This is a genomic window from Streptomyces sp. NPDC046900, assembly GCF_040644975.1.
GTDB lineage: Bacteria > Actinomycetota > Actinomycetes > Streptomycetales > Streptomycetaceae > Streptomyces.
Genome location: NZ_JBEYXD010000051.1, coordinates 27,133 through 52,989 on the forward strand (window position 1 = coordinate 27,133; position 25,857 = coordinate 52,989).

At 71.4% G+C, this 25,857-nt stretch carries 22 protein-coding genes; 13 read left to right on the forward strand and 9 right to left on the reverse strand.

Annotated elements, in window-relative coordinates:
* Both ABZ904_RS34190 and ABZ904_RS34195 read right to left on the reverse strand, forming a co-directional pair.
* On the reverse strand, nucleotides 1-333 hold a 333-nt coding region (locus tag ABZ904_RS34190), incomplete at its 3' end, for a zf-HC2 domain-containing protein (protein WP_361827760.1).
* Nucleotides 330-926, reverse strand: coding sequence for an RNA polymerase sigma factor (locus tag ABZ904_RS34195; RefSeq protein WP_360999272.1), 597 nt, complete (start codon nucleotides 924-926; stop codon nucleotides 330-332). The genes ABZ904_RS34195 and ABZ904_RS34190, both read right to left, overlap by 4 nt.
* Before the next feature lie 278 nt (nucleotides 927-1,204).
* On the opposite strand from ABZ904_RS34195, the gene ABZ904_RS34200 reads away from it, so the two are divergent.
* From ABZ904_RS34200 to ABZ904_RS34210, 3 genes are all read left to right on the forward strand, one after another.
* Nucleotides 1,205-1,444, forward strand: coding sequence for a hypothetical protein (locus ABZ904_RS34200; RefSeq protein WP_359400702.1), 240 nt, complete (start codon nucleotides 1,205-1,207; stop codon nucleotides 1,442-1,444).
* Nucleotides 1,445-3,526, forward strand: a complete 2,082-nt coding sequence (malQ, locus tag ABZ904_RS34205) for a 4-alpha-glucanotransferase (RefSeq protein ID WP_359400705.1) — start codon at nucleotides 1,445-1,447, stop codon at nucleotides 3,524-3,526. It begins immediately after the preceding gene.
* Between the two features lie 102 nt (nucleotides 3,527-3,628).
* Nucleotides 3,629-3,868, forward strand: coding sequence for a hypothetical protein (locus ABZ904_RS34210; RefSeq protein ID WP_359400708.1), 240 nt, complete (start codon nucleotides 3,629-3,631; stop codon nucleotides 3,866-3,868).
* Between the two features lie 284 nt (nucleotides 3,869-4,152).
* Here the strand turns inward: ABZ904_RS34210 and ABZ904_RS34215 are convergent, their stop codons facing one another.
* Together ABZ904_RS34215 and pepN (ABZ904_RS34220) are read right to left on the reverse strand one after the other, a co-directional pair.
* Nucleotides 4,153-4,587 (reverse strand): MarR family transcriptional regulator, encoded by a 435-nt coding sequence (locus ABZ904_RS34215; protein WP_360999270.1) that lies wholly within the window; start codon nucleotides 4,585-4,587, stop codon nucleotides 4,153-4,155.
* Nucleotides 4,588-4,717: 130 nt separating this feature from the next.
* Nucleotides 4,718-7,300, reverse strand: a complete 2,583-nt coding sequence (gene pepN / locus ABZ904_RS34220; protein WP_361827764.1) for an aminopeptidase N — start codon at nucleotides 7,298-7,300, stop codon at nucleotides 4,718-4,720.
* 100 nt (nucleotides 7,301-7,400) lie between these two features.
* Here pepN (ABZ904_RS34220) and ABZ904_RS34225 point away from each other — a divergent pair, with 100 nt between their 5' ends.
* Together ABZ904_RS34225 and ABZ904_RS34230 are read left to right on the forward strand one after the other, a co-directional pair.
* Nucleotides 7,401-7,631 (forward strand): ribbon-helix-helix domain-containing protein, encoded by a 231-nt coding sequence (locus ABZ904_RS34225; protein WP_359400714.1) that lies wholly within the window; start codon nucleotides 7,401-7,403, stop codon nucleotides 7,629-7,631.
* Entirely contained in the window at nucleotides 7,618-7,965 is a 348-nt protein-coding gene (locus ABZ904_RS34230; protein ID WP_359400717.1) for a type II toxin-antitoxin system PemK/MazF family toxin, read from the forward strand. Before ABZ904_RS34225 ends, ABZ904_RS34230 begins: the two co-directional genes overlap by 14 nt.
* Before the next feature lie 57 nt (nucleotides 7,966-8,022).
* Here the strand turns inward: ABZ904_RS34230 and ABZ904_RS34235 are convergent, their stop codons facing one another.
* Nucleotides 8,023-9,039: an aspartate-semialdehyde dehydrogenase gene (locus tag ABZ904_RS34235; protein ID WP_360999205.1), complete on the reverse strand. Its 1,017-nt coding sequence runs from the start codon at nucleotides 9,037-9,039 to the stop codon at nucleotides 8,023-8,025.
* 338 nt (nucleotides 9,040-9,377) lie between these two features.
* On the opposite strand from ABZ904_RS34235, the gene ABZ904_RS34240 reads away from it, so the two are divergent.
* Nucleotides 9,378-9,917: a sigma-70 family RNA polymerase sigma factor gene (locus tag ABZ904_RS34240; protein ID WP_360999203.1), complete on the forward strand. Its 540-nt coding sequence runs from the start codon at nucleotides 9,378-9,380 to the stop codon at nucleotides 9,915-9,917.
* Nucleotide 9,918: 1 nt separating this feature from the next.
* A complete protein-coding gene (locus ABZ904_RS34245; protein ID WP_360999201.1) occupies nucleotides 9,919-10,749 on the forward strand; it encodes a hypothetical protein in 831 nt (276 codons plus the stop codon).
* Nucleotides 10,750-10,811: 62 nt separating this feature from the next.
* Here the strand turns inward: ABZ904_RS34245 and ABZ904_RS34250 are convergent, their stop codons facing one another.
* Both ABZ904_RS34250 and ABZ904_RS34255 read right to left on the reverse strand, forming a co-directional pair.
* The gene (locus ABZ904_RS34250) at nucleotides 10,812-14,114 is read right to left on the reverse strand and encodes a S8 family serine peptidase (RefSeq protein ID WP_360999199.1); all 3,303 of its coding nucleotides are present in this window, start codon (nucleotides 14,112-14,114) and stop codon (nucleotides 10,812-10,814) included.
* Nucleotides 14,115-14,369: 255 nt separating this feature from the next.
* A complete protein-coding gene (locus tag ABZ904_RS34255) occupies nucleotides 14,370-14,909 on the reverse strand; it encodes a CGNR zinc finger domain-containing protein (protein WP_360999197.1) in 540 nt (179 codons plus the stop codon).
* 136 nt (nucleotides 14,910-15,045) lie between these two features.
* Here ABZ904_RS34255 and ABZ904_RS34260 point away from each other — a divergent pair, with 136 nt between their 5' ends.
* The 6 genes from ABZ904_RS34260 (at nucleotide 15,046) to ABZ904_RS34285 (ending at nucleotide 21,664) form a co-directional block, all read left to right on the forward strand.
* Nucleotides 15,046-15,489, forward strand: coding sequence for a VOC family protein (locus ABZ904_RS34260; protein WP_360999195.1), 444 nt, complete (start codon nucleotides 15,046-15,048; stop codon nucleotides 15,487-15,489).
* A 2-nt stretch (nucleotides 15,490-15,491) separates the two neighbouring features.
* Nucleotides 15,492-16,379 (forward strand): pyridoxamine 5'-phosphate oxidase family protein, encoded by an 888-nt coding sequence (locus ABZ904_RS34265; RefSeq protein WP_360999193.1) that lies wholly within the window; start codon nucleotides 15,492-15,494, stop codon nucleotides 16,377-16,379.
* 9 nt (nucleotides 16,380-16,388) lie between these two features.
* Nucleotides 16,389-16,868 carry an NUDIX hydrolase gene (locus tag ABZ904_RS34270; RefSeq protein WP_359400742.1) on the forward strand — a complete coding sequence of 160 codons (480 nt, stop codon included), beginning with the start codon at nucleotides 16,389-16,391 and terminating at the stop codon, nucleotides 16,866-16,868.
* Between the two features lie 210 nt (nucleotides 16,869-17,078).
* Entirely contained in the window at nucleotides 17,079-18,875 is a 1,797-nt protein-coding gene (locus ABZ904_RS34275) for a TIGR03767 family metallophosphoesterase (RefSeq protein WP_361827772.1), read from the forward strand.
* A 92-nt stretch (nucleotides 18,876-18,967) separates the two neighbouring features.
* Entirely contained in the window at nucleotides 18,968-20,110 is a 1,143-nt protein-coding gene (locus tag ABZ904_RS34280; protein WP_360999189.1) for a serine hydrolase domain-containing protein, read from the forward strand.
* A gap of 345 nt (nucleotides 20,111-20,455) precedes the next feature.
* Entirely contained in the window at nucleotides 20,456-21,664 is a 1,209-nt protein-coding gene (locus ABZ904_RS34285) for a glycosyltransferase (protein WP_361827791.1), read from the forward strand.
* Between the two features lie 78 nt (nucleotides 21,665-21,742).
* Here the strand turns inward: ABZ904_RS34285 and ABZ904_RS34290 are convergent, their stop codons facing one another.
* Nucleotides 21,743-22,807, reverse strand: coding sequence for a hypothetical protein (locus ABZ904_RS34290; RefSeq protein ID WP_361827775.1), 1,065 nt, complete (start codon nucleotides 22,805-22,807; stop codon nucleotides 21,743-21,745).
* Between the two features lie 314 nt (nucleotides 22,808-23,121).
* Nucleotides 23,122-25,707: an aminopeptidase N gene (gene pepN, locus ABZ904_RS34295; protein ID WP_361827778.1), complete on the reverse strand. Its 2,586-nt coding sequence runs from the start codon at nucleotides 25,705-25,707 to the stop codon at nucleotides 23,122-23,124.
* Nucleotides 25,708-25,857: the final 150 nt, after the last annotated feature.

Here is a 25,857-nt window from a genome sequence, read left to right on the forward strand (position 1 = left end):
CTCCGGCATCGTGTTTCGCACCTGGGCCGGTGCTGCCTCCGGCATCGTGTTTCGCACCTGGGCCGGTGCTGCCTCCGGCATCGTGTTTCGCACCTGGGCCGGTGCTGCCTCCGGCATCGTGTTTCGCACCTGCGCCGGTGCCGCCTCCAGCACCGAGTTCCGCACCTGGGCCAAGACCCCTGCGGCCGCCGTCTGCCGTACCGCCCGCGACACGCGCGTCGCACAGCGTCCGCAGTGCTCCAGGTGCTTCTCCAGCGACCACGCGTCCGGCTCCGGCAGCGAACCGTCCGCGTAGCGGCTGACCAGGTCGTCCGGGGCGTGCCAGTGGGTCATGCCCGGCCTCCCATCGGTGTCGGGGCCAACTGGGCGAGAGCGGAGCGCAGTTCCGCGCGGGCGCGCAGGGCACGGCTCTTGACGGTGCCCTCGGGTATGCCGAGCAGCCGGGCGGTCTCCCGGGTGGTCAGCCCGTCGACGACCGTCGCCCGCAGCACCTCGCGCAACTCAGGGGAGATCCGGTCCAGGGCGGTGCCCACGTCACCGAACTCCAGTGCCGCCAGCGCCCGTTCCTCTGCGGACGGCACGGCCACGGCCGACTGGTGCTCGACCCGCACCGCGTCCATCGGTGCCGTCTCGAGGCGCCGGGCCCGCTCCTGGGCACGGCGTGCGTCGACCAGGCGCCGGGCGGCGATCGTCCACAGCCAGCCGCCGGCCTCCTCGCCGTGGTGCCCCGCCGCCGAGCGCCACACCGTCACGAAGGTGTCCTGCAGCACTTCCCGCACCACTTCGGGATCGGCGCAACGGCGCGTCAGCCGCGCGTGCAGCCAGCCCGCGTGTCGGTCGTAGAGCGTGGCCATCGCGGCCGAGTCGCCGTCCGCGACGGCGCGCAGCAAGGCCGCGTCCGTGTCCTTCTCCCGGTGGCCCCCCATGGGGCGGAACAGTCTCACACCCCCTCTATCGGTCCCGCCGGAGTCGCCGGTTCGGTGCCCGGGGTGGTGGTGAGCGTCGAAAGAAGCGCCGGACTTGCCGTTCCTCTCGTTAGAGTGTCGGCGGGAGTGGCTGTTGTGGCGCTTTGCCCCCTTGGGCGAGGCGTACGGGGACGAAATGTGAGCAGTCCCACGTTGTTCGTCCTCATACGTCTGCGGACGCGCCCACTGGGTAGGCCTGCTCTCGCCCGCATCCGTCGTACGACGACAAGGAGGCCCTCGTGGCCGCACCGGCACACCCCCTGCTCCCGGCCCTGTCCAAACGCGACGCGGAACCGTCCGCCGACCCCGACTTCCTGTTGTGCGTCCTCAGCGCCGAAAGCGCCTGTGCCGAGGCGCCGCTGACCAGTGAGCCGCCGCTGCCCGACGCCGAGCCCCTGACCAGCGAACCTCCGCTCGCCGACCTGACGCCCCTGACCAGCGAGCCCGCGGCCGCCGGCCCGGACCCCACGGGGTACTAGATGGCGCCGGCCGACCCCGCGCCCGACGGGACGCCGTTGGCCCGGCTCGCCGCGCTGCACGGCGTCGCCACCTCCTACCGCCCCTCCCCGGACCGCACGGTCGCCGCGTCGGACACGGCCGTCACCGCCGCGCTGGCCGCACTCGGCGTGGACGCCAGCACACCGGAGGCCGTACGCAGCGCCCTCGCCGCGCGCGAGACCGAACTGCGGGAGCGGCTGCTGCCGCCGACCGTGGTCTGCTGGGGCGGACAGCCGCCCGCCGCGCTGGCCTCCCTGCCGAAGGGCACCCGGCTGCGCATCGAGACCGAACAGGGCGAGACGCGGGCCTCGGCCGAACAACTCCCGCCCGGTGTCCACGCCTTACGCGTCACCGCACCCGACGGACGCACCGCCGACGCCCATCTCGTCGCCGCGCCCGCCCGGCTGCCCGCGCCGCCGGCCCGCTCCTACGGACTGCTCGTCCAGCTGTACTCCCTGCTTTCCCGCCGCTCCTGGGGCATGGGTGATCTCGGCGACCTCGCCGAGCTGACCGCCTGGGCCGGCCGGGCGCTCGGCGCGGGGTTCGTCCAGGTCAACCCTCTGCACGCGGCCGTCCCCGGCGCCCCCACCGACCCGTCCCCGTACCGTCCCTCCTCCCGCCGCTTCCCGGACCCCGTGCACCTGCGCGTCGAGGAGGTGCCCGAGTTCCCGTACGTCGAGGACCAGGACCGCCTGCGTACGCTGCTGGAGCGAGCCGCCGGGGCGCGGGAATCGGTCCTCGAGAAGGGCCAGTTGATCGACCGCGACGCCGTGTGGGAGATCAAGCGTGAGGCACTCGAACTCATCCACGCCGTCCCCCTCGGCCCCGGACGTCGCGCCGCCTACGCCGACTTCCTCGCCCAGGAGGGCGAGGTGCTGGAGGATCACGCCACCTGGTCCGCGCTCGCCGAGGTCTACGGCTCGGACTGGCACGGCTGGCCCTCCCGGCTGCGCGATCCGCGCTCGCCCGAGACCGCGCGTGCGCGCACGGAGTTGATGGACCGCGTCGACTTCCACAGCAGGCTCGCCTGGCTGACCGACGCCCAGCTCGGCACCGTCCAGCGCACCGCGCGCGACGCGGGGATGGCCGTCGGTCTGATCCACGACCTCGCGGTCGGCGTGCACCCGGGCGGCGCCGACGCCTGGGCGCAGCAGGAGTACCTCGCGGCCGGGATGTCGGTGGGCGCGCCGCCGGACGCCTTCAACGCGCGCGGCCAGGACTGGGGCCTGCCCCCGTGGCGCCCCGACCGCCTCGCCGCCTCCGGCTACGCCCCCTACCGCCGGCTGCTCCGTGCCCTGCTGCGGCACGCGGGCGCCCTGCGCATCGACCATGTCATGGGCCTGTTCCGCCTCTGGTGGGTGCCGCAGGGACAGCCGCCCACCGAGGGCACCTACGTCCGGTACGACGCCGAGGCCATGCTCGCCGTCCTGGTCCTGGAGGCAGCGCGGGCCGGGGCCCTGGTCATCGGCGAGGACCTCGGGACGGTGGAGCCCGGAGTGCGCGAGGCGCTGCACGAGCGCGGCGTGCTCGGTACGTCCGTCCTGTGGTTCGAACGCGACTGGGAGGGCACCGGGCGACCGCTGCCGCCCGAGCGCTGGCGGGCGGACTGCCTGGCCACCGCCACCACCCATGACCTGCCGCCGACCGCCGCCCGGCTCACCGGCGAACACGTGGAACTGCGCGACCGGCTCGGGCTGCTGGCCCGCCCACTCGACCAGGAGCGGGCCGCTGCCGCCGCCGACACCGGTGAGTGGCTCGCCCTGCTCTCCAGGCTGGGGATGCTGAAGGGGGCCGGCGGAGGGGTGTCGACGGTGTCGGAGGAGAGGGAGATCCAGGCCGTCCACCGCTTTCTGCTGCGCACGCCCGCCCGGCTGGTCGGGGTGTGGCTCCCGGACGCGGTGGGCGACCGCCGCCCGCAGAACCTGCCGGGCACCTGGGACGAGTACCCGAACTGGCGGCTGCCGATAGCGGACGCGGAGGGCCACCCGGTGTCGCTGGAGGATCTGGCGGCCTCGCCGCGGCTGTACGCGCTGGTGGACGTGATGCGGGGAAGGGGCGGCTGACCGGGACCCGGCCCGTGCCGCCTCGCCGGCCGGTGCCGCATCCCAGGGCCCGTAGCCCACCCCGGGCGCGCGGGCCGATCGGACGTTCGCTAGTTTGGCACCGTGGACAAGAAGAACGCCCTGCGCGCCGGCGCCCTGGCCGCCGGTACGACGCTGATGATGCTGCTCATGTCGTCCCCTGCGCTCGCGCTGACCCGCGACGACGGCGACGACCCCGGCACGGGCCTGAGCGTGGCCGAGACGCTGGGGCTGTTCGTGCTGGCGCCGCTTGTGCTGTTCGGGGTGATCGCCGGTCTGGTCATGATCACGGACAAGACCCGCAAGCAGGCCAAGCAGGGCTGACACCGCTCCCGAAGCGGTGGGCCCGGTCCGCCCGGGTCATCGCCCTGACCGAATCCTTCTCGCACTTCCGTCGAGGGAGTCCGCGCACCCGTACGACACCGTGCGGCGCGTGGACTCCCTCGACGTCTGTCACCCATGAGGTGGCGGGCCGAAAATGCATCCGGGTTCACCTGTTCGGCTGCAATCGACGGGATGCAGCCGGGGCGGTGCTTCGGCGCGGGCGGCCCTGCCCACGGGACGGGGGGTACCTCGCCGGGGCATCGGACGCCCCGGAGTGGAGCCGATCAGCTCGACGGGCCGGAGTCGGCCGTACCGGCGAGCAACTGACGTAGCAGCTCGGCCAGTTGGGCAGCCTGCTGGGGGTTCAGAGAGCTCAGCGCCTCGGTCTGGAGGACGAGGCCCGCGCCCACTGCCTCGTCGATCAGCCGGAACCCCCGCTCCGTGAGCGTCACCTGGAGTCCGCGCCGGTCGTGCGGATCGGGTGAGCGGCGCAGCAGCCCTGCCCTCTCGAGCTTGTCCAGGCGGCCGGTCATCCCTCCCGTGGTGAGCATCAGGGTCGCCGAGAGCTGGCGCGGCGAGAGCGTGTACGGCTCGCCGGAGCGGCGCAGGGTCGCCAGGACGTCGAACTCGCCGCGCGAGATGCCGAACGGTGCGTACGCCTTCTCCATCCGGTCGCCCATCGTGCGCGACAGCCGGAAGATGCGCCCGAAGACCTCCATCCGTCCGCGTGCCGCCGCCGCACCGGCAGGCCTCGTCAGGACGAGCCCGCGGCCACGGACGACGGCAGGCGCCAACGGCACCTGAGTACGGCGAAGGGCGCCCGGCACAGGCCGGGCGCCCTCACTCTTCCTACCGCTGCGCGGCGGCGTCCGCGGCCTGCGCCTTCAGCGCGCGCTCGATGCCCGCCCGCGACTCCAGGATCAGGCGCCGCAGTGCCGGGGACGGCTCGGCGGCGGCCAGCCACGCGTCGGTCTTGGCCGACGTGTCCTCGGAGACCTGGATCGACGGGTAGAGGCCGACCACGATCTGCTGGGCCATCTCGTGCGAGCGGGAGTCCCAGACGCCCTTGACCGACTCGAAGTACTTGTCGGTGTAGGGGGCGAGCAGCTCGCGCTGGTCGGTCTGGACGAAGCCGCCGATCACGGCCTCCTGCACGGCGTTCGGCAGCTTGTCGGACTCCACGACCGAGGCCCAGGCCTCCGCCTTGGCCTCCGGGGTCGGGCGCGCGGCGCGGGCGGTGGCGGCGTGCCGCTCACCGGCCGCCGTCTTGTCCCGCCCGAGCTCGCCGGCGATCTCCGTTTCGTCGAAGCGGCCCACCGTCGCCAGCCGCTCCACGAACGCCCAGCGCAGCTCGGTGTCGACGGCCAGACCCTCGACGGTCTGCGAACCGTCCAGGAGGCCCTCCAGCAGGTCGAGCTGCTCCGGCGTACGGGCGGTCGCCGCGAAGGCGCGCGCCCACGCCAGCTGGTGGTCGCTGCCCGGCTCGGCGGAGCGCAGATGGGCGAGGGTGGCGTCCGTCCAGCGGGTCAGCAGCGCCTCGCGGGTGGACGGGTCGGCGTACAGGTCGATCGCGAGCTTCACCTGGCGGTGCAGCGACTGCACGACGCCGATGTCGGACTCCTTGCCGATGCCGGACAGGACCAGGGAGAGGTAGTCGCGGGTCGCCAGCTCCGCGTCCCGCGTCATGTCCCAGGCCGAGGCCCAGCACAGGGCGCGCGGCAGCGACGAGTCGAAGTCGCCGAGGTGTTCGGTGACGAAGGCAAGGGACTTCTCGTCCAGTCGGACCTTCGCGTACGACAGGTCGTCGTCGTTGAGCAGGATGACGTCCGGCCGGCGCCGTCCGGCCAGCTGCGGTACGGCGGTCAGCTCGCCGTCGACGTCCAGCTCGATCCGGCCGTCCTCGGTGCGCACCAGCTTGCCGGTGCCCTCGTCCAGGTCGTACAGGCCGATCGCGATGCGGTGCGGACGCAGGGTGGGCTCGCCCTTCGCGCCGGCCGGGAGCGCCGGGGCCTCCTGGCGGATGGCGAAGGAGGTGATGACGCCGTTCTCGTCCGTCTCGACAGCGGGACGCAGGACGTTGATGCCGGCTGTCTCCAGCCACTTCTTCGACCAGGTCTTCAGATCGCGGCCGGAGGTCTCCTCCAGGGCGCCCAGCAGGTCGGACAGGCGCGTGTTACCGAACGCGTGCTGCTTGAAGTACGCCTGCACGCCGCGGAAGAACTCGTCCATGCCGACGTAGGCGACGAGCTGCTTGAGGACCGAGGCGCCCTTGGCATAGGTGATGCCGTCGAAGTTGACGAGGACGTCGTCCAGGTCGTTGATCTCGGCCATGATCGGGTGGGTCGACGGCAGCTGGTCCTGCCGGTACGCCCAGGTCTTCATGGAGTTGGCGAACGTGGTCCAGGAGTGCGGCCAGCGGGACGCCGGGTGGTACGCCTGGCACGCGATGGACGTGTAGGTGGCGAACGACTCGTTCAGCCACAGGTCGTTCCACCACTCCATGGTCACGAGGTCGCCGAACCACATGTGGGCCAGCTCGTGCAGGATGGTCTCCGCCCGCACCTCGTACGCCGCGTCCGTCACCTTGGACCGGAAGACGTACTGGTCGCGGATGGTCACCGCGCCGGCGTTCTCCATCGCGCCCGCGTTGAACTCGGGCACGAAGAGCTGGTCGTACTTCTCGAACGGGTACGCGTAGTCGAACTTCTCCTGGAACCAGTCGAAGCCCTGCCGGGTCACGTCGAAGATGGCGTCCGAGTCGAGGAACTCGGCGAGGGAGGGCCGGCAGTAGATGCCGAGCGGGACGGACTGCCCGTCCTTCTCGTACACGCTGTGCACCGAGTGGTACGGGCCCACGATCAGCGCCGTGATGTACGTCGAGATCCGCGGCGTCGGCTCGAAGACCCAGACGTCGTCCTTGGGCTCGGGCGTGGGCGAGTTGGAGATGACGGTCCAGCCGCTGGGCGCCTTCACGGTGAACTGGAAGGTGGCCTTGAGGTCCGGCTGCTCGAAGGAGGCGAAGACGCGGCGGGCGTCCGGGACCTCGAACTGGGTGTAGAGGTAGGCCTGTTCGTCGACCGGGTCGACGAAGCGGTGCAGGCCCTCGCCGGTGTTGGTGTACGCGCAGTCGGCGACCACGCGGAGCACGTTGCGGCCCTCGAGGAGGCCGGGGAGCGCGATCCGCGAGTCCTTGAAGACCTCGGCGGGGTCGAGCGGGTCGCCGTTCAGGGTGACCTCGTGGACGGTCGGGGCCACCAGGTCGATGAACGACTCCGCGCCGGTCTCGGCGGAGTCGAAGCGCACCGTGGTCACGGACCGGTAGGTTCCGCCCTCCTGCGCGCCGGAGAGGTCGAGATCGATCTCGTACGAGTCAACGGTGAGCAGCTTCGCCCGCTGCTGTGCCTCTTCGCGAGTCAGGTTTGTGCCAGGCACGCGGTCATCTCCTCGTTATGTGTGGGTTGCGCCATCCTTCCATGAGCAGGCCCCGGTTTGCGGTAGCCATTACGTTCCTACCGCTGGTAGCATCAAGTGTATGAAGATCAGTGTGAGCCTGCCGCAGGAGGATGTCGCCTTCGTCGACGAGTACGCAGCGCGCACCGACGCCGAGTCCCGGTCGGCCGTGATACACGCCGCGATCGAACTGCTGCGGCAAGCACAGCTGGAGCAGGAGTACGTGGAGGCTTTCGCCGAGTGGGAGGGGAGCGAGGACGCCGGGTTCTGGGACCAGTTCTCGGGGGACGGGCTCGCCGATGAAGCGCGGTGACATCTACCTGGTCGACTACGAGCCCACGCGCGGCAGCGAGGCCAACAAGGCGCGCCCGGCGGTGATCGTCTCGAACAACGGTGCCAACGCGGCCGTGGAGCGAACCGGCCGCGGCGTCGTCACGCTGGTGCCGCTGACGACGAACACCTCCCGCGTCTACCCGTTCCAGGTCCTGCTGCCGGCAGAGGAATGCGGTCTTGCGAAGGACTCCAAGGTGCAGTGCGAGCAAGTACGCGCCCTCACCGCGGAGAGGCTGCTGCGGCCGATCGGCACGGTTCCGCGCCGGCGCCTGGCCGAGATCGACGCCGCGCTACGGCGGCATCTGGCGCTCTGAACACGAAGACGGGGCGTCCACCGGTCACCGGTGGACGCCCCGTCTTCGTGCCGCTGGTTACTCGCTCAGCTCCGCCGCCACCAGCTCCGCGATCTGCACCGCGTTGAGCGCCGCGCCCTTGCGCAGGTTGTCGTTGGAGATGAACAGCGCCAGGCCGTTCTCCACGGTCTCGTCGCGCCGGATGCGACCCACGTACGCCGCGTCCTTGCCGGCCGCCTGGAGCGGGGTCGGGATGTCGGAGAGCGCCACGCCCGGGGCACCGGCCAGCAGCTCCGTGGCGCGCTCCACCGGCAGCGGACGCGCGAAGCGGGCGTTGACCTGGAGAGAGTGCCCGGAGAAGACCGGGACGCGGACGCAGGTGCCGGAGACCTTCAGCCCGGGGATCTCGAGGATCTTGCGCGACTCGTTGCGGAGCTTCTGCTCCTCGTCCGTCTCGTTCAGGCCGTCGTCGACCAGGTTGCCCGCGAAGGGCACCACGTTGAAGGCGATCGGGCGCTTGTAGACCTGCGGCTCGGGGAAGTCGACCGCCTCGCCGTCGTGGGTCAGCTTGTCGGCGTCGGCGACCACCTTCTGGGCCTGGCCGTGCAGCTCCGCGACGCCCGCGAGGCCCGAGCCGGAGACCGCCTGGTAGGTGGCGACGACCAGCGCCTCCAGGCCCGCCTCCTCGTGCAGCGGCTTGAGCACCGGCATCGCGGCCATCGTCGTGCAGTTCGGGTTGGCGATGATGCCCTTGGGGCGGTTCACGGCCGCGTGCGGGTTCACCTCCGAGACCACGAGGGGCACGTCCGGGTCCTTGCGCCAGGCAGAGGAGTTGTCGATCACGACGGCGCCCTGCGAGGCGACCTTCTCGGCCAGCGCCCTCGAGGTCGCGCCGCCCGCGGAGAACAGCACGATGTCCAGGCCGGTGTAGTCGGCGCTCGCCGCGTCCTCCACCGTCACACCGTCGAGGACCGTCCCCGCCGAACGGGCCGAGGCGAACAGGCGCAACTCCGTGACCGGGAAGTTCCGCTCCACGAGGATCCTGCGCATGACCGTGCCGACCTGACCGGTGGCTCCGACGATTCCGACCCTCACGGCGACTCCCTCTGCGTGTTCTTACGTGTGTGCTGCTCGGCCGAGGCTTTTCCATCATGCGGCCGACCCCTGGCTGCCTGTCCAATTCTTTGCGCTGTGTGCCCGAGGAATGGGACGTGACGGCGCGGACGCCGGTTGCGGACCTCCTGCCTCCAACCCGCTGAGCTGGAGAAATTCATCCCGCGAAGGCTCCGCGCGACAAGCTGTGCCGCCGGGTGCCTGCCCACCGCCTCCGGGCCCATACGACGGTGTGACGTACGCCTCTGCCCTCTGCCGCGGAAACCGGCCGAACGTTTCGGCCCGCTGCGGCGTCGTAGAGGAAACGCGCAAGGGGAGGGGTGGCTGTGCTGCGCAGAATGGCCCGCCGCGGGCCGGGGGCGGACCCTGCGGTGGACGACCCCCTGGACGCGGCTCAGGAACGGCGGGTGCGGGCGGTGCTCGCGCTCGGCGGGGTGCCGCAGGCGGACCTGCCGGACGGGGTGCAGCAGGTCCGCCTGCGGCTGCTGGAGCGGGCCGCGAGCGGCCGGGAGGCACCGCGGGACGTCTCGGCGTGGGCGGCGGTCGTCGCCTCGAACCTGGCGATGGACTGGCACCGGGCCAAGCGCCGCCAGGAGCGGCTCGGTGAGCGGCTGGCCTCCCTGCGGCAGCCGGAGCACGCCCCGGGCGAGGACTCCCGTCTCCTCCGGCTCGCCGTGGCCCAGGGCCTGGACGAGCTGCCCGACGCCCAGCGTCAGGTCCTCGTGCTGCGCTTCTACGCCGATCTGCCCGTCCGGGGGATCGCGGAGGAGCTCGACATCCCCGAGGGCACGGTCAAGAGCAGGCTCCACTCGGCGGTCCGCGCGCTGCGCGACCGTCTGCACGAGGACGAGGTGGTGTGACGTGGCCGCCGAGTACGACGGCGCCGACGCGCTGATGGCCGCGATCACGGGCGAGCCGCTGCCCGACGCCGCGCGGGCCGACGCCGAGTTCATGGCGGGGCACCGGACGGCACTGGCCGATGTGGCGGTGCTGCGGGAGCAGTTGGGGATCATCGGCGACGCGCTGGCGGCGCCGCCGGGCGAGTCGTTGTCGCCGGCCGCCCTACGGGCCTCCCGGACGGACGCCGCGCCGGACGAGCCGGAGCGAGGCACTGCCCGGGACATCCCGCGCGTCCCCCGTCCGGTGCGGCCTGCGCGCCGGGGCCGTGCCCTGCGCATCGCCTTCGGCTCGCTCGCGGCCGTGGCGGCCCTGGCGGTCGTCGTCGGGCTGGGCCGGCTGCTGTCGCTCAGCGGGTCGCAGAGCGACAGCAAGGGCAGCGCCGACGTCGCCTCCACGAGCGCGGGCGCGGCCGGCAAGGCGGACGGTGGCGGGCCGGTGCCGTCCGATCCCAAGCGGGAAGTCGCGTGTTCCCGGCTCGTCGTGGAGGGGACGGTGGCCGAGGTGGGACCGCTCGGCGATCCCCGGATCCGGGTGGTCCTGACCGTCACGCGGTACTACCGGCCCGACCACGGCCCGGCCCGTGTCACCTTCCTCCTCGACCGAGGGGCCGAGCCGCAGCCACGTCGGGGCCAGCATGTGCTGATCCGCATCCCGCAGGGCGCGGACGGGCCGACCCTGTGGGCCGTGGGCGGCGAGCGCGTCGCCGCGAACCGTGCCTGGATCACCGGAGCGCTGCCCGGCTCCCTGCACACCGCGTGCCCCTCCGGCCTGCCGTCCGACGGGCCTTCCTGACCCCTGCGACAACGAAGGGCGGGCGCCCGTACGGACGCCCGCCCACACCGCCGTGCCCTGTACTACGGCGTGACCTTCTCGATCTTCACGTTGCCCATGCCCGCGACGGTGCCGCGCGCGTTGACGAGCTGGACCTGGCCGAAGAACTCCCGGCCCTCGGGAGCGGCCGCGGCCGCCGTGACCGAGCCGGACACCGTCGCGGTGTCACCCGTGCCGAGCTTCACCGGCGCCGACTCGTCGACCGTCACCTGGCCGAGCGAGGGGGAGTAGAACACGTCGCGGTAGTCGTACGCCGTCGAGCCGGACGGGACCGAGTAGCCCGCGACCTCGACGGTGTAGGTGCCGGCGGCGGGCGAGGCGATGTGCACCGACTCCTCGGAGTCGCCGTCGGCGGACTGCGCGACCTGCTTGCCGCTCGCGTCGTAGACCGTCAGGTCGAGGTCGGCGGCCGTGTCGGAGACATTGCCGATGGCCACGTCCAGCGACGTGGCGCCCGCGGGCACCTCGACGGTGCTGGTCTGGGTCTCGCCGCCCTTGATGGTCGGCCGCGCCGTCTTCGAGGAGCCGAGCGGGCCGCCCTTGAGCTTGCCGTCGAGGGCCGCGTAGCCGTTCGTCACCTTCCAGGAGGCGGTGGCCGGGGTGCCGACCTTGGCCTCGGGCACGGTCACGGTCTCCGGGTCGAAGGCCGCGCCGAGGACGCTGACGTCGAGCTTGTACGGGTTGTCGAGCAGCGGGGACGTCCGGCGCGCCTCGACCTCGATCTCCCAGACACCGGCCTGCGGGTCCGCGTACGAGCGCACGTCGGGCTTGCAGCCGTTGCCGTCGAGGTAGTTGTTGTAGCAGAACGGGGTCGAGGTGTTGTCGACCGGAACGCCGTACGGGTGGATCGCGATGAACCGGGTCTGGCTCTTGTCCTTCAGCCCGCCGATCGCGACCTCCAGCGACTTGGCGCCCTCGGGCACGGTCACGAAGTAGGACCGGGTGCTGTTGCGCTGCACCGAACTCTTGGCCGAGTAGGTGTACTTGACCGGGGTCGAGACCACGACCGTGGTGAGGATCTGCTTGTCGAGGCCCTCGGTCTGCGGGTCGTCGACATCGAGGATCGCGCTCTTGATGCCCGCGGCCTTCGGCGACGCCTGGACCTGGACGGTCACCGGCTGGTTCAGCGGCAGCTTCACCTCGTCGGAGCCGAGCAGGCGGAAGGTGTTGTCGTAGTTGTTCGCGAAGTGCAGCTCGTGGCGGAGCGCCTTGTCCGGACCGGACGTACGCGTGATCGTGATGTCGTACGTCTTCTTGTCACCGGCCTTGAGGCCGCCCTCGCGGTCGTACAGGCCGGTACCGAAGCCCGGGGTCTTCAGCGCGAAGTCGATCGCGGTGTCGACCGGCGCCTTGACCGTGTAGTCGTGGGCGGTGGCGTCGTCCTTGATCGCGTCCCACGCGTCCAGGATGTCGATGCGGCCCGCGCCTTCCTCGTACGCCTGCGCATCCTTGATGTGGTCGGCGGTCGAGATGAGGGCCGTGCGCAGCTTCGCGGGCGTCAGGTCGCTGCCCTTCTGCTTGGCGGCCGACAGCAGCAGCGCCGAGGCGCCCGTGGCCTGCGGGGACGCCATCGAGGTGCCCTGCAGCATGGAGTAGCCGGCCGGCAGCGAGTAGCCCGCCTCAGCGACCGGGGAGCCCGGCATCCAGGTCTGCGTCGAGTTGATCGCGGCGCCGGGCGCGACGAGCGTCGGCGTGAAGCCGCCGTCCTCACGCGGACCGCGCGAGGAGAAGGGCATCAGCGAGTACTTCGTGTCCACCTGGGAGCCGTAGTTGGCGGCCCAGGTCTCCTGGGAGATGCCCGCGCCGACCGAGATCACCTTGTCCGCGAGGCCGGGGTCGCCGATGGTGTTGGCACCGGGGCCGGAGTTGCCCGCGGAGATCACCAGCTGGACGCCGTAGGTGTCGATGAGGCGGGTGTAGAGCTCGGCGCGCGCGTTGTTGCCGTCGTTGAGCGCCGGGAGGCCGCCGATCGACATGTTGACGATGTCGACGCCGCGGTTGACGACGAGGTCGATCATGCCCTCGGTGAGCGCGATGTTGGTGCAGCCGCCGGTCCAGGTGCAGGCGCGGGAAGAGACGATCTTCGCGCCCGGGGCCGCGCCGCTCATCTTGCCGCCGAACAGGCCGTTCGCGGCGGTGATGCCCGCGACGTGCGTGCCGTGCTCGGACTCGATGACGCCGATGTTGACGAAGTCGGCCTTCTGGCCGACCCAGGACCCGCCGTAGGGGTCCATCGGCACGTCCTTGCGGATCTGCACGACGAAGGGCTGCCGCTCGACGACGTCGGTCGCCGGGTTGTCGGTGCCGAAGTAGCCGACCTGGTAGCCGTCCTTGTACGGCTTCATCGGCGTGTCGTCGGTGAAGTCGCCGTTGTTGTTCAGGTCGACGCGGACCGTGCCGGCCGCCGGGTCGTAGAGCAGGCCCCAGGAGTCGGTGGTGTCGCCGTCGCGGTTCGCGTCGCCGGCGGCGTCGCCGCCCGCGGTGGCGGACTCCCGGAAGATGCTGACCTCGTACGAGCCCGCCGGCGCCGTCCAGGTCTTGCCGCTGTAGGTGAAGGTCGGCCCGGAGACCGGGGTGACCATCGGACGCCAGGTCGCGTCGCCGTCGAGGATCGGGTCGGTCGCGGTGACCCAGTCGACGATCTTCCGCTCGCCCGTGGTGGTCTTCTGCAGCGCCGGGTGACCGAGGTCCACGCCCGCGTCGAGGATGCCGATGGTGACGCCCCGGCCGTCGGCCTTCGGGTGCTCCTTGACGAAGTCCACGGCACCCGTCTCGAAGGACGGGTTGTACGGGTTCTTGGCGGGCGTGTTCTTGTTCGGGCCGGTGTAGGTGGCCGTGCCGCTGTGCGCCGCCCCCTTGGCGGTGTCCGCGCTCGGCGACGGGTCGTCGAGCGGGATCTCCTGCCGCAGGTCGATGGCGTGCACCGAGGACAGCTTCGCGGCGGCCGCGATGGCCGAGTCGGCCTTGGCCGTCGGGACGGTGGCGCGGACATAGCCGAGCTTGTCGTAGGCGCGGCCGACGGAGCCGCCCTTGACCGCGTTCAGCTCCCCGGCGACCTGCTCGGTCTGCCCCGGTGCGGTCGCGATCATCATCGTGACGTTCTTCGCGCCGTCCGCCTTGGCGTCGGCGAGGAGTTCCGCGTCGTCCGGACCGAGCTTGGCCGAGGCGGACTTGACCGTCGGGTCGGCGGAGGCGGGGTGATGGTCGGCAGAGAAGGCCATGGGTATCGGCCCGGCCGCGGAGAGCGCGGCCACGAGACCCGTGGCGACAGCTATCCGGACCACGCGTCTCGCGCCGGATATCGGGGCGCGGTGAGGCTCAGTCATCGGCATCCCTTGTAGGTAAAGGAACGAGGGTGGTGCGGCCGGAACCCGAAGGTGGCGTGGTTCAGACCGCAGTCGTCCGGATTTCGGGTCCGGAAGACCGCTCAGCTTTACCCAAGGGATGGTTGTTTGGGGAGACTTGACCGTGGCGGGATGGAGTCATGGCGTGATCCCGCCATACGCCATCGGGGACTTAGCCGCCCAGGACGGGACATTCCTGTGGGCGGACTGTGTGTCTACACGAGTAAGTCGCGGGTCTCATCCCTCGCGTGTGCGCGCGTAGTGACGGGACGCCTTCGCGCGGTTGCCGCACGCCGCCATGGAGCACCAGCGGCGGGTGCCGTTCCGTGACGTGTCGAAGAAGTGCAGGATGCAGGCGTCGTGCGCGCAGCCGCGGATCCGGTCCGGGGCGGCGGTCAGCAGTTCCAGGTAGTTGCGGGCGGCGAGCCAGGCGGGACCCCAGTCCGGGTCGTCGAACTCGGCGCGCTCGCCGGGCCCCTGGGGGTCCAGGGTGGGCCGGATGCGCCCGTGCTCGAGCACGGCGTTGACGAGGGCCGCCCCTTCTTCCGGCGGGCCGTCCACCGCTGCCTTCAGGGCGTCACGCGCCCGGAGCGTGTTGCGCAGGGCCGCGTCCCCGGCGGTGAATCCGTCGAGCCCATGGGCGGCGAGCCATACCGCGAGGCCGCCGGTGTCGGTGAGCAGGTCCTGGACGGCGCCCTCGTCCATCCACCGGGTGTTCAGGAGGTCGAGCGCGAGCGGCTCGCCGGTGAGCGGGCGCGGATCACGGGTGGCGGGCATCGGCTGCTCCTCGACTGCTGACCTGTACTAACCGATCAAGGGTACGTGACCGGTTGACGTTGCCTATTCTAACTCCTAATGTCATCTTTAACGGTTAGCTCGTCTCTCCGGGCTGCCATGGACCGAGGAGACCCCCATGTCACTGCGCACCGGCCACATCGGCCTCAACGTCACCGACCTCGACCGCTCGCTCGCCTTCTACCGGGACGTCCTCGGCTTTCAGGTGCTCGCCGAGGGCAAGGAGGACGGCCGGAGGTACGCGTTCCTGGGCGAAGGACCGAGCCCGGTGGTCACGCTCTGGCAGCAGGCGCAGGGTGCGTACGACCCGGGCCACGCCGGACTGCACCATCTCGCGCTGGAGGTGGACACGGCCGAGCAGGTCAGGGAGTACGAGACGGCCCTGCGCGGATACGGCGTCGAGTTCGCCTACGAGGGCGTGGTCGCCCACCGTGAGGGCTCCGCGTCCGGCGGCATCTTCTTCCACGACCCGGACGGAACGCGGCTGGAGATCAGCGCGCCCCGTGGTGCCGAAGGCGCCCCCGCGCCGCATGCGTCGGCCCCGACCTGCGGCTTCTTCTAGGAGTGGGGATGTATCACGAAGGCTCGCGCGCACTGCAGGACCGGCTCGGCGTCCGTGATCAGGCGGACCATGTGGGCCGGGCCGTCGGCGACAGCCTGAAGCCGGTGGCCGCGGCCTTCCTGGCGCTCCAGCCGATGCTGGTGATCGGCGCGGCCGATCCGGCCGGGGGCTCGGTGTGGGCGTCGCCGCTGACCGGAGAGCCGGGTTTCGTCCGGGCCACGAGCCCGCGGCGGATCTCGGTCGCGGGCGGAGTCGCACCGGCCGATCCGCTGACGCGGGCGCTGACGGTGGACGGCCTTCACGTCGGCACGATCGCCCTCGACCCGCGCACCCGCCGCCGTATGCGCCTCAACGGCCGGTCCCGCCCGGCCACGGGCGGCCTGGCGATCGAGGCGGACCAGGTGTTCTCCAACTGCCCCCGGTACCTCCAGAAGAGGGAGTCGTACGAGTGGGTGGGGGACCGGCGGCCACAGGAGCCGTGCCGCAGCAGTGGACTGACCCTCGCGCAGCGGGAGTTCATCAGCCGGTCCGACACGTTCTTTCTCGCCACCGTCCACGATCGCGGAGCCGATGTGAGCCACCGGGGCGGCAACCCCGGCTTCGTACAGGCCGCTTCACCCCGCGAACTGAGCTGGCGCGACTACCCGGGCAACTCCATGTTCCTCACCCTCGGCAACCTGGCGGCCGACCCCAGGGCGGGGTTGCTGTTCCTCGACTGGACGACGGGGACGGCACTGCAGCTCTCGGGCGCGGCACGGACGGAGTTCGGCGCCGACGGCGAACGAAGTGTCCGTTTCATCCTGTCGGAGGCCGTCCAGACGCGGGGCGCCGTGCCACTTCGCTGGTCCCGTCCCGCATACTCCCCTGCCAATCCGGGCCCGGCGCGCTAACGTCCCTGGGTGCGCAAGAAGCTGAGAGTGGCGGCCTACGCCATCTGCGTTCGCGACAGCCGGCTCCTGCTGGCCCGGATGCCGGGACCCGGCGGCACGTCCGAGTGGACCCTGCCCGGCGGCGGCATGGAACACGGCGAGGACCCCTACGACACGACCCTGCGAGAGGTGGAGGAGGAGACCGGCTTCCGCGTAGAGCTCACCGGGCTGCTCGGGGTGGACTCGATCCGCCGCAGCCTGCGCGGGCGTTTCGGCCGTACCGTCGACCACCACGCCGTACGGCTCGTCTACGAGGGCCGTGTCATCGGCGGCGAACTCCGCAGCGAGGTCGGCGGCTCCACGGATCTGGCCGCCTGGCATGATCTCGCCGCCGTCACCGGACTGCGGCGGCTCGGGCTCGTGGACACGGGGCTCGAGCTGTGGCGCCAACGGCCCGTGGCGGGCCGGCCTCCACTCACCGGTGACGGCTTCGGATACCCCGGGAAATGAACGCTGAGTGACCGTCTCCCGGCCGGCCGGGGAGGTGTCGTGGACGCGCAAGGTGGTCCAAGATCCACGTTCGGCGATCGGCGCTGTGCGTTGCCGCCTCGTTAACATCCAGGTCATTCCTGGTGTCAACGATCCAGAGTGAGCGGGAGTTCGCAACAGCGATCGTCCCGCGGTCACTGCTGTCGCGTTCGCACTCGGGGAGACCGCGCCATGTCGCGCATACGCTCTGTCGCCACGGCGGCTGCACTCCATCGTCGCACCCTGCTCGCCGCTGCCGGAGCGGCGTCCCTCACCGCGGGCTTCGGACTCGCGCTGCGACCGGGGGAAGGCCACGCCGCCGGCGCTTCGGCCCGCACCGGCGCGGGGCAGGCCCCCGTCGCCGACCCCCTCGCCCAGTCCCGAACGCTGTCGACCGGGGAGACCTCCATGGCGCGGGCCGTGTCTTCCGCCCCGTACACGACGGGGACCACGCTGGCCGGAGTGGCCGCGCCGCGCACCGCCTCCGGATACCGCCGGCTGGGCGACGGCCCCGGCTGGAAGCGCGTCGTGCGCAGCGAGCTGGCCGCACCCAAGGCGGGCCGCGACGGACGCCGTACCACCCTTGCGGCGTTCGTGCAGTTCACCGACCTGCACCTGATCGACAGCCAGCACCCGCTGCGCCTCGAGTACCTGCGCTCCACCGACCAGCACGCCTGGCGGCCCCACGAGGCGCTGACCGTGCAGGGCGCGATCTCGCTGGTCGAGCGGGTCAACTCGCTGCACGGCGCCCCCGTGACCGGCGCTCCTCTCCGCTTCGTCATGACCACCGGCGACAACACGGACAACAACGCCAAGTCCGAAGTCGAGTGGTTCATGAAGATCATGAGCGGTGGCCGCTTCACGCCCGACTCCGGTGACCCGCGGCACTACGAGGGCGTCCAGAACAGCGGTCTCAAGCTGTACTGGCAGCCCGACACGACCGTCCGCGACGGCGACAAGCATCTCGGCTTCCCGCACATCCAGGGCTTCCTGGCCGCCGCGATCCGCGAGGTGCGCAGCCCCGGCCTCAAGCTGCCCTGGTACTCCACGGTCGGCAACCACGACGCCCTGCCGCTCGGCTGCTACGCGCACGGCGACCCCTACCTCGCCGAGTACGCCATCGGCGGCAAGAAGCTGATGAGCCTGTCCGCGGCGGAGTCGACGAAGCTCCAGGACGCCATCAAGAACGCCAAGGACCCCAGGGGCGTCCAGTTCCGTGACCTGCTGAAGGCGCACACGCGCGACATGCGCTCGGTCACCCCGGACGAGAGGCGGGCTCCGTACACCCCCGCCGAATACCTCAAGGCCCACCTCGACCCGGCCTACACCGGTCTCGGCCCGGTCGGCCACGGCTACTCCACGGCGAACGTCGACGCCGGCACCCAGTACTACTCCTTCCGGATCTCCGACGACGTCATCGGCATCAGCCTCGACACGACCGACGCGGGCGGCCACTACGAAGGCTCCATCGGTACGGCCCAGTTGAAGTGGCTGGACAAGACCCTGCGCGACCACGAGGACTCGTACGCCGTCGTCTTCAGCCACCACACCAGCAAGACGATGGACAACACCCGCCCCGACCCGTCCCACCCAAGCGAGCGGCGCCACAGCGGCAGCGAGGTGATCGCCCTGCTCGTCAGCCACCCGAACGTGCTGGCCTGGGTCAACGGCCATATCCACAAGAACGTGATCACCCCGCACTCGGCGCCCGACGGCCGCTCCTTCTGGGAGATCTCCACCGCCTCGCACGTCGACCACCCCCAGCTCGCCCGCGTCATCGAGCTGGTGGACAACAAGGACGGCACGCTCTCGGTCTTCACCACGCTCATCGAGTCATCGGCGCCGCACCGCACGGACTTCGGCGACCTCACCCAGACGGGCCTGGCCGCGCTCTACCGGGAACTGGCCTTCAACGCCCCCGGCGCGAACATGACCCTCGCGGGCGGCGCGGTCGACCGCAACACGGAACTGGTCCTGAAGAAGGGCTGAAACGCGCTCAACTGCCGTTCGCCGAGGCAACCCTGCCTTCCCCGACGCGGTCCCTCTCGCCGACAAAGGCCATCGACGGCAAGGCGGAAGACATGTCCGTACGTACGGGCCTGACGCGAGCGGCGGTGGTGGCGGCCGTCACGGCGGCGGCCCTCACCGCCCCGGCGTCCGCCGCCCCGCGGGCGGGCGGCCACAGCGCGACCCGGCAGGCGATGGACGCCGCCGTCAAGACCGGCGTCCCCGGCGTGACCGCCACGGCCAGGGACGGACACGGCACATGGAAGGCGACCTCGGGAGTCGGCGACCTGCGGAGCGGCAAGCCGCGCTCGGCGCAGGACCGCTACCGCGTGGGCAGCATCACCAAGACGTTCGTGTCGACCGTGCTGCTCCAACTCGAGGCGGAGGGACGGCTGTCCCCCGACGACAGAGTGGACAAGTGGCTGCCCGGTGTGGTCCGCGGCCACGGCCACGACGGCCGCCGGATCACCGTCCGGCAGCTCCTGAACCACACGAGCGGCGTCTACGACTACACGGCCGACGACAGCTTCGTCCGGACGTACTTCCTCAAGGACGGCTTCTTCCGGCACCGCTACGACACACTCGCGCCGCAGGACCTGGTCCGCATCGCGATGTCCCACAAGCCGGAGTTCGCGCCGGGGACCTCCTGGAGCTACTCCAACACGAACTACGTCCTGGCCGGAATGGTGATCGAAAGGGTCACGGGACACTCGTACGCCAGGGAGATCCGCGACCGCGTCATCGCCCCGCTCGGCCTGCGCGCCACCTCGCTTCCCGGCACGCGCACCGCGGTTCCGCAGCCGAGCAGCCGCGCCTACGGCAAGCTCGCGGAGGCGACGACCGGCCCGACGTACGACGTCACGGCCCTCAATCCCTCCATGGCGTCCTCGGCGGGCGGGATGATCTCGGATTCCGCGGACCTGATCCGCTTCTACTCGGCCCTGCTGACGGGCAGGCTGCTGCCGCCCGAGCAGCTGAAGGAGATGAAGGCGACCACCACGGCCAAGGGCCACCCGGACGCGAGCTACGGCCTCGGCCTGATCGACCGGAAACTGAGCTGTGGTGTCCATGTCTGGGGACATGACGGCGGCATCCACGGCTCGACGTCCTCGGCGGTCACCACGGCGGACGGACGCCACTCCCTCGCCTTCAACTTCAACGGCGACTGGTCGGGGGACGCCGACGCGGTGATCGAGGCGGAGTTCTGCGGCCACTGACCCGCCCCGCGGCGGGGCGGCGACTCACCTGGGTCGGGATCGCCGCCCTCCTCCGGGCTGTGACCGGGGGCAGCCCTCGGGACGTGTCTCGGGGAGGGTGTAATGTCCTGCCTCGGGCATCTTGATCGGGTCGGTCGTCCGCCCATGGTCATTCCGCGAAGCCGGGACCACCGTATTCAAGATCATCGAATTCCGGTGTAAACGCATCCGACCCGGACATGAGACACGCAGTTCATCTGCCCGAAACATCTATGCCGCCTCATATCGGACAACCCGCTGTTCACGGGGATGGTTCGATATTTGTGCAAGGCGGGTGGTCGCGTGCGCTTGAGGCACGGTCTGCACGTGCTCTCGGTCTACGAGGGCTTCTTCTCCGGGGGTGCCCGGATCCTCCACACCGACGTCGTCCTGGGACTCCAGGAAGGCGGCCAGCACCACCGTGTGCTCAGCCTCCACGGGGAGGTGCTCCGTGAGGCCACCCGGCAGCCCATGGAGGACGATGCCTGCTACCGGTCGCTGACCGCGGCCGACGTCGAGGTCACGTCCCTGGGCCGCACCTTCGGCCTGCCCGGGGGTGTCACCGCCGACCCGGCCCGGTTCACGGGGCCGGAGCTGGCGACGACGGCCAGGGCGATGGCGGATGCCGACGTCATCCTGTCGCTCAAGGAGCAGCCGCTCGCCCTGCTCAACCAGGGAGGCCTGCCCCGACGGCCGGTGGTGGTCAGCCTGCACCGCTCCGACCCGGAGAATCAGGGCGCGGCACTCGACGAGCTGAAGGCCGCCATCGCCGACGGCACCGTGGTGGCCTGCGTCTGCTGCGCCGAGTCCACCCGGGCCGCCTACGAGGCCGCCGGGATCCCGGCCGAGGTGCTGCACGTCATCCCCAACGGCGTCGACCTGCTGCGCTTCCGGCCGGACCCGGCCCGGCGGATCCAGCTGCGGGACGCGCTCGGCATCCCGGACACGGCGCCGGTCGTCGTCTTCGCCGCCCGTTACGACGCCATGAAGAACGTTCCGCTGTTCCTGCGCGCCACGCGTGCCTGGCTGCGCAGCGAGCCCGACGGGCACGTGCTGATGTGCGGGGCCGGTATGACCGCGGGCCAGCCCGGGCTGCAGGACGACATCGAGGCGGCCTTCGGGGAGGACCTGCGGCTCGCCGACCGGCTCCACCGGCTCGGGGTCCGCCGCGACATGGAGACCGTCTACGCGGCCTCCGACGTGGTGGCACTGACCTCCGCCTGGGGCGAGGCGGCGCCGCTGTGCCTGATCGAGGGCATGATGTGCGGTGCGGTGCCCGTCGCGACCGACGTGGGGGACAGCGCGCTGATCGTGGCCGGGCACGGCTTCGTCACCCCGCCCGACCCGGATGCGATCGCACAGGCCTGGGCCGACGCCGCGGCCGCCCGCCCGGCTCTCGCGCCCGTCCTCGAACACAGCCGTGAGCGGTTCAGCCGCACCCGCATGATCGCCTCGTACGCGGCGCTGATCGACCAGCTGCACACGGAGTGGGTCCGGCAGGCACTGCCGGAGCCGCCCCTGCCGGAGACGCTCTGACCGGCACGGTGCACGAGGAGGGGGCCGCCGGACCGACGGCCCCCTCCTCTCTCCTCTTGATGACCGCCCCGGTGGTCACTACCGGGGCAGCACCTCGACATACGCGGCCGGATCCCGGTCCGCGGCCGCCATCAAGGCCGTGCGGACCACCGTCGCCTGCTGCTCCAGCGCGGCCCGCAGCTTCCTCGGCGTGACGTGGACGACCGTGATGCCGAGCCGCTCCAGCTGCTCGCGTTTGCGGGCGTACTCCGACCACAGGGGGTCGTCCTCCTGCCGGAAGCCGTGGCGCGGCGCCCGCGTGTCCAGTTCCAGTGCCACCGCCTGCTCGGGCCAGTAGGCGTCGAGGCCGCCGAGGCAGGGCCCCCCGGGAAGCTTCAGATCGACGTTCCACACCGGCTCCGGTAGGCCGTACTCGCGCACCATCCGGTACAGGCGGTCCTCGGCCATCGCCCGCCGCTCCGCGAGGATCGAGTCCACCGCGTCCACCACGTGCGGGCGGCTGAGCAGTCTCGCCTGATGCAGCTCGCCGACCACGGCGGCCGGATCGCAGTGGCCGCCGCGCACCGCCTCGGTCAGCAGGCGGCGTACCGTGCCCGCGTCCGGCAGCTCGGCCACCGCGTCCGCCAGGGCGCGCGGAACCGGGGCGACGGGCAGTCCTGTCACCTGGTGCGCGGCCGGCATGGCCGGGGTGCGGAGCACCCGGGCGCAGCCCGTGCTGCGCAGCCGCCGCATCCGTGGGACCAGGACGTCGATCTGCTCCAGCGAGGTCAGCGGGGGAGAGCAGGTGAAGCCGTACAGCGTCAGCGCGGCCAGGCCGGTGATCATCGCGTCCGGCTGGGGCAGCGGGGGACGCAGGGCGGGCGCGTCCGGCTGGGACGGGACCGCGGGCGCCGGGCCGCCGGGTGACGAGCGCGTCGCGTAGAGCAGCACCGCGTGCAGCCGTTCCTCGGAGGTCGGCGGGCCCTGGTGCAGCAGGTAGACGCCCGGCAGGAACTGCTGCCAGGGGCCACCGGGGCGGCACTGCGCGTCGACTGCGGCGGCGGTCACGCCGTGGGCGCGCAGCTGTGCCGTGGTCAGCACCCGGCGCTGCGTCTCCGACAGATGGCAGAGGGGGCGGGGGGAGAGCGGGGTGTTGTGCGTCATGCCCCGACGTTCCCGCGCCCGGTCCGCCGCCTAACCCCTGTTACACATCCGTCGGCAAATGCGGACAACACGGCGCTAAAGTACGCGCGTTCGACTGCCGAAAGAGGCTGGTCCGAATGGGGGCGGCGGCAGGTTACGGGTGGAGTTACTCGTATTTCGTAACTGTCGTTCCTGCGTACCCGTCAACTGCCGTTACCGCCACGCAAGTCCGGCCCGGCGTGCGCCGGACATCACTTCCGGCGGTACCGCTCCGGCCCGTCCGCATGCGAGGCCGATTCGCCGGGGCGCCGGTGTGGCGCCCCGGCGGTGTCGTCCTAGCGGGCCGGCCGGGCGTCGCGGGCCTGGGCGCGCAGACTGCGGGCCAGGTCGTCGCGCGCCTCGAGCACCAGCCTGCGCAGCGCCGGCGGTGCGTCCTCGTGCGCGGCGAGCCACGCGTCCGCCGCGTCCAGGGTCTCGGGTGAGTCCTGGAACACGGGGAACAGGCCCCTCACCACGTCCATCCCGATCTGGATGGACCGCTCGGCCCACACCCGGTCGATCGCCGCGAAGTACCGCTCCGTGTACGGCGCGAGCAGCTCCCGCTGTGACGGCTGCACGAAGCCCGCGATGGTCGCTTCCACGAGTGCGTTCGAGAGGGCGTCCGACTCGACGACCTGGGCCCAGGCCTGGGCCTTGACCGCGACCGAGGGGCGCGCGGCCAGGCAGCGCACCTGGTGCCGCTTGCCGGAGGCCGTGTCGTCACGCGCCAGTTCCGCCGTGAGCACCGAGTCGTCCGCCGCTCCGTGCGCGGCCAGCGGCTCCAGGAACGCCCAGCGCAGCTCCTGGTCCACGTCCAGACCCTCGATCTGCGTGGTGCCTGCCAGCAGATCCAGCAGCAGGCGCAGGTCGGCCTCGTCGTGGGCCACCGCCGCGAAGAAGCGCGCCCAGGTCAGCTGGTGCTGGCTGCCCGGCTCCGCCTGGCGCAGCTCGCTCAGCGCGCCGTCCGCGAGCAGCCGCCCGCCCGTCTCGCGCCAGTCGGGTGCCGCGTAGTACGTCAGCGCCGAGTTCGCCCAGTTGTGGAGCATCTGGAGCACGCCGATGTCGGACTCGCGGCCGGCGAAGCGCAGCACCAGGTCGATGAAGTCCCGGGCGAGCAGCAGCGCGTCCCGGGTCAGGTTCCACAGCGCCGACCAGCACAGCGCCCGCGCGAGGGGGTCGGTGACGGAGCCGAGACGGTCCCTCAGGGTCGCGAGCGAGGTGTCGTCGAAGCGGATCTTGCAGTACGTGAGGTCGTCGTCGTTGACGAGGACCAGTTCCGGAGCCTCGGCGCCGGCCAGTTCGCCGACCACCGTACGCGGACCGTGGACGTCCACTTCGGCGCGCGCGTACCGGACAAGGGCGTCACCCTCGCCGCGGTACAGGCCCACCGCCACCCGGTGCGGGCGCAGTTCGGGGTGCGACTCGGCGGCCTCCTGGACCACGGACAGCTCGGCCACGCGTCCTTCCTCGTCCAGCAGCACCTGCGGGGTGAGGGAGTTGACGCCGGCCGTCTGCAGCCAGGAGCGTGACCAGGCCGCCATGTCCCGGCCGCTCGTCTCCTCCAGGACCGACAGCAGGTCCCCGAGGCGCGTGTTGCCGTACGCGTTCCGCTTGAAGTAGCGGCGCGCGCCCTCCAGGAACGCCTCCCGGCCCACATACGCCACCAGCTGCTTCAGCACGGACGCGCCCTTGGCGTAGGTGATGCCGTCGAAGTTGAGCTTGGCGTCCTGCAGGTCGCGGATGTCCGCCGTGACGGGGTGGGTGGAGGGCAGCTGGTCGGCGCGGTACGCCCAGGCCTTGCGGTTGTTCGCGAAGGTGATCCAGCCGTTGGTGAAGCGGGTGGCCTCCACCAGCGAGAGGGAGCCCATGAAGTCCGCGAAGGACTCCTTCAGCCACAGGTCGTCCCACCACGCCATGGTCACCAGGTCGCCGAACCACATGTGCGCCATCTCGTGCAGGATCACATTGGCCCGGCGCTCGTAGGACGCCTGCGTGACCTTGCCGCGGAAGATGTACTCCTCGCGGAAGGTGACCATGCCCGGGTTCTCCATCGCGCCGAGGTTGTACTCGGGCACGAACGCCTGGTCGTACTTCCCGAAGGGGTACGGGTAGTCGAAGTGGTCGTGGAAGAAGTCCAGGCCCTGCTTGGTGACCAGGAAGACGTCGTCCGCGTCGAAGTGCCGCGCCAGACCCTTGCGGCACATCGCGCCGAGGGGGATCTCCAGCTTCGTGCCGTCGTCGAAGGTGCGGGAGTAGCTGTCCGTGACGTAGTGGTACGGGCCCGCGACCACACAGGTGATGTACGTGGAGATCGGCTTCGTCTCCGCGAACCGCCACACCCCGTCGTGCCGTTCGCCGGCGCCGTTGCTCCACACCGTCCACTCCTCGGGGGCGCGGACCTCGAAGCGGAACGGGGCCTTGAGATCCGGCTGCTCGAAGTTCGCGAAGACGCGGCGGGAGTCGGCGGGCTCGTACTGCGTGTACAGGTAGACCTCGCCGTCCTCCGGGTCGACGAAGCGGTGCATGCCCTCGCCGGTGCGGGAGTAGGCGCACTGCGCGTCGACGATCAGCTCGTTCTCCGCGGCCAGGTCCTCCAGGCGGATGCGGGTGCCGTCGAAGACGTCGCCGGGGTCGAGGTCCTTGCCGTTGAGCGAGACCGCGGTGACGCTCGGGGCGATCAGATCGGCGAAGCTCGTGGCGCCCGGCTCGGCGCAGCGGAAGCGGATCGTGGTGACCGAGCGGAACGTGCGCGGGCCGCCGTCCGCGCCGCCGGGTGCCTCCCCCACGGCGGAGCGCAGGTCGAGCGACACGTCGTACCCGTCGACGGACAGCAGCGCTGCCCGCTCCTGGGCCTCGTCGCGGGACAGGTTCTCACCGGGCACGGGCGGCACTCCCTAGGGGCTGGGTCGGGGGACGGACAGGACCGATCCTGCCATGCGCCCCTGACAGCGCGTAACTGGGCGCACCACCTCTTACGGATCCCGGGAATGGCCGGAGCGATCTCTGTTGTTGAATGGTGTAGGACCCCCTTC

What these genes read in the sequence shown, in the direction of transcription:
- ABZ904_RS34260 (WP_360999195.1), top strand. Translation starts at nt 15,046, where the DNA reads ATGTCACTGCGCACCGGCCACATCGGCCTCAACGTCACCGACCTCGAC.
- ABZ904_RS34195 (WP_360999272.1), bottom strand. Translation starts at nt 926, where the DNA reads ATGGGGGGCCACCGGGAGAAGGACACGGACGCGGCCTTGCTGCGCGCC.
- malQ (WP_359400705.1), top strand. Translation starts at nt 1,445, where the DNA reads ATGGCGCCGGCCGACCCCGCGCCCGACGGGACGCCGTTGGCCCGGCTC.
- ABZ904_RS34225 (WP_359400714.1), top strand. Translation starts at nt 7,401, where the DNA reads ATGAAGATCAGTGTGAGCCTGCCGCAGGAGGATGTCGCCTTCGTCGAC.
- ABZ904_RS34215 (WP_360999270.1), bottom strand. Translation starts at nt 4,587, where the DNA reads ATGGAGGTCTTCGGGCGCATCTTCCGGCTGTCGCGCACGATGGGCGAC.
- ABZ904_RS34230 (WP_359400717.1), top strand. Translation starts at nt 7,618, where the DNA reads ATGAAGCGCGGTGACATCTACCTGGTCGACTACGAGCCCACGCGCGGC.
- ABZ904_RS34280 (WP_360999189.1), top strand. Translation starts at nt 18,968, where the DNA reads ATGTCCGTACGTACGGGCCTGACGCGAGCGGCGGTGGTGGCGGCCGTC.
- ABZ904_RS34250 (WP_360999199.1), bottom strand. Translation starts at nt 14,114, where the DNA reads ATGACTGAGCCTCACCGCGCCCCGATATCCGGCGCGAGACGCGTGGTC.
- ABZ904_RS34255 (WP_360999197.1), bottom strand. Translation starts at nt 14,909, where the DNA reads ATGCCCGCCACCCGTGATCCGCGCCCGCTCACCGGCGAGCCGCTCGCG.
- ABZ904_RS34290 (WP_361827775.1), bottom strand. Translation starts at nt 22,807, where the DNA reads ATGACGCACAACACCCCGCTCTCCCCCCGCCCCCTCTGCCATCTGTCG.
- ABZ904_RS34275 (WP_361827772.1), top strand. Translation starts at nt 17,079, where the DNA reads ATGTCGCGCATACGCTCTGTCGCCACGGCGGCTGCACTCCATCGTCGC.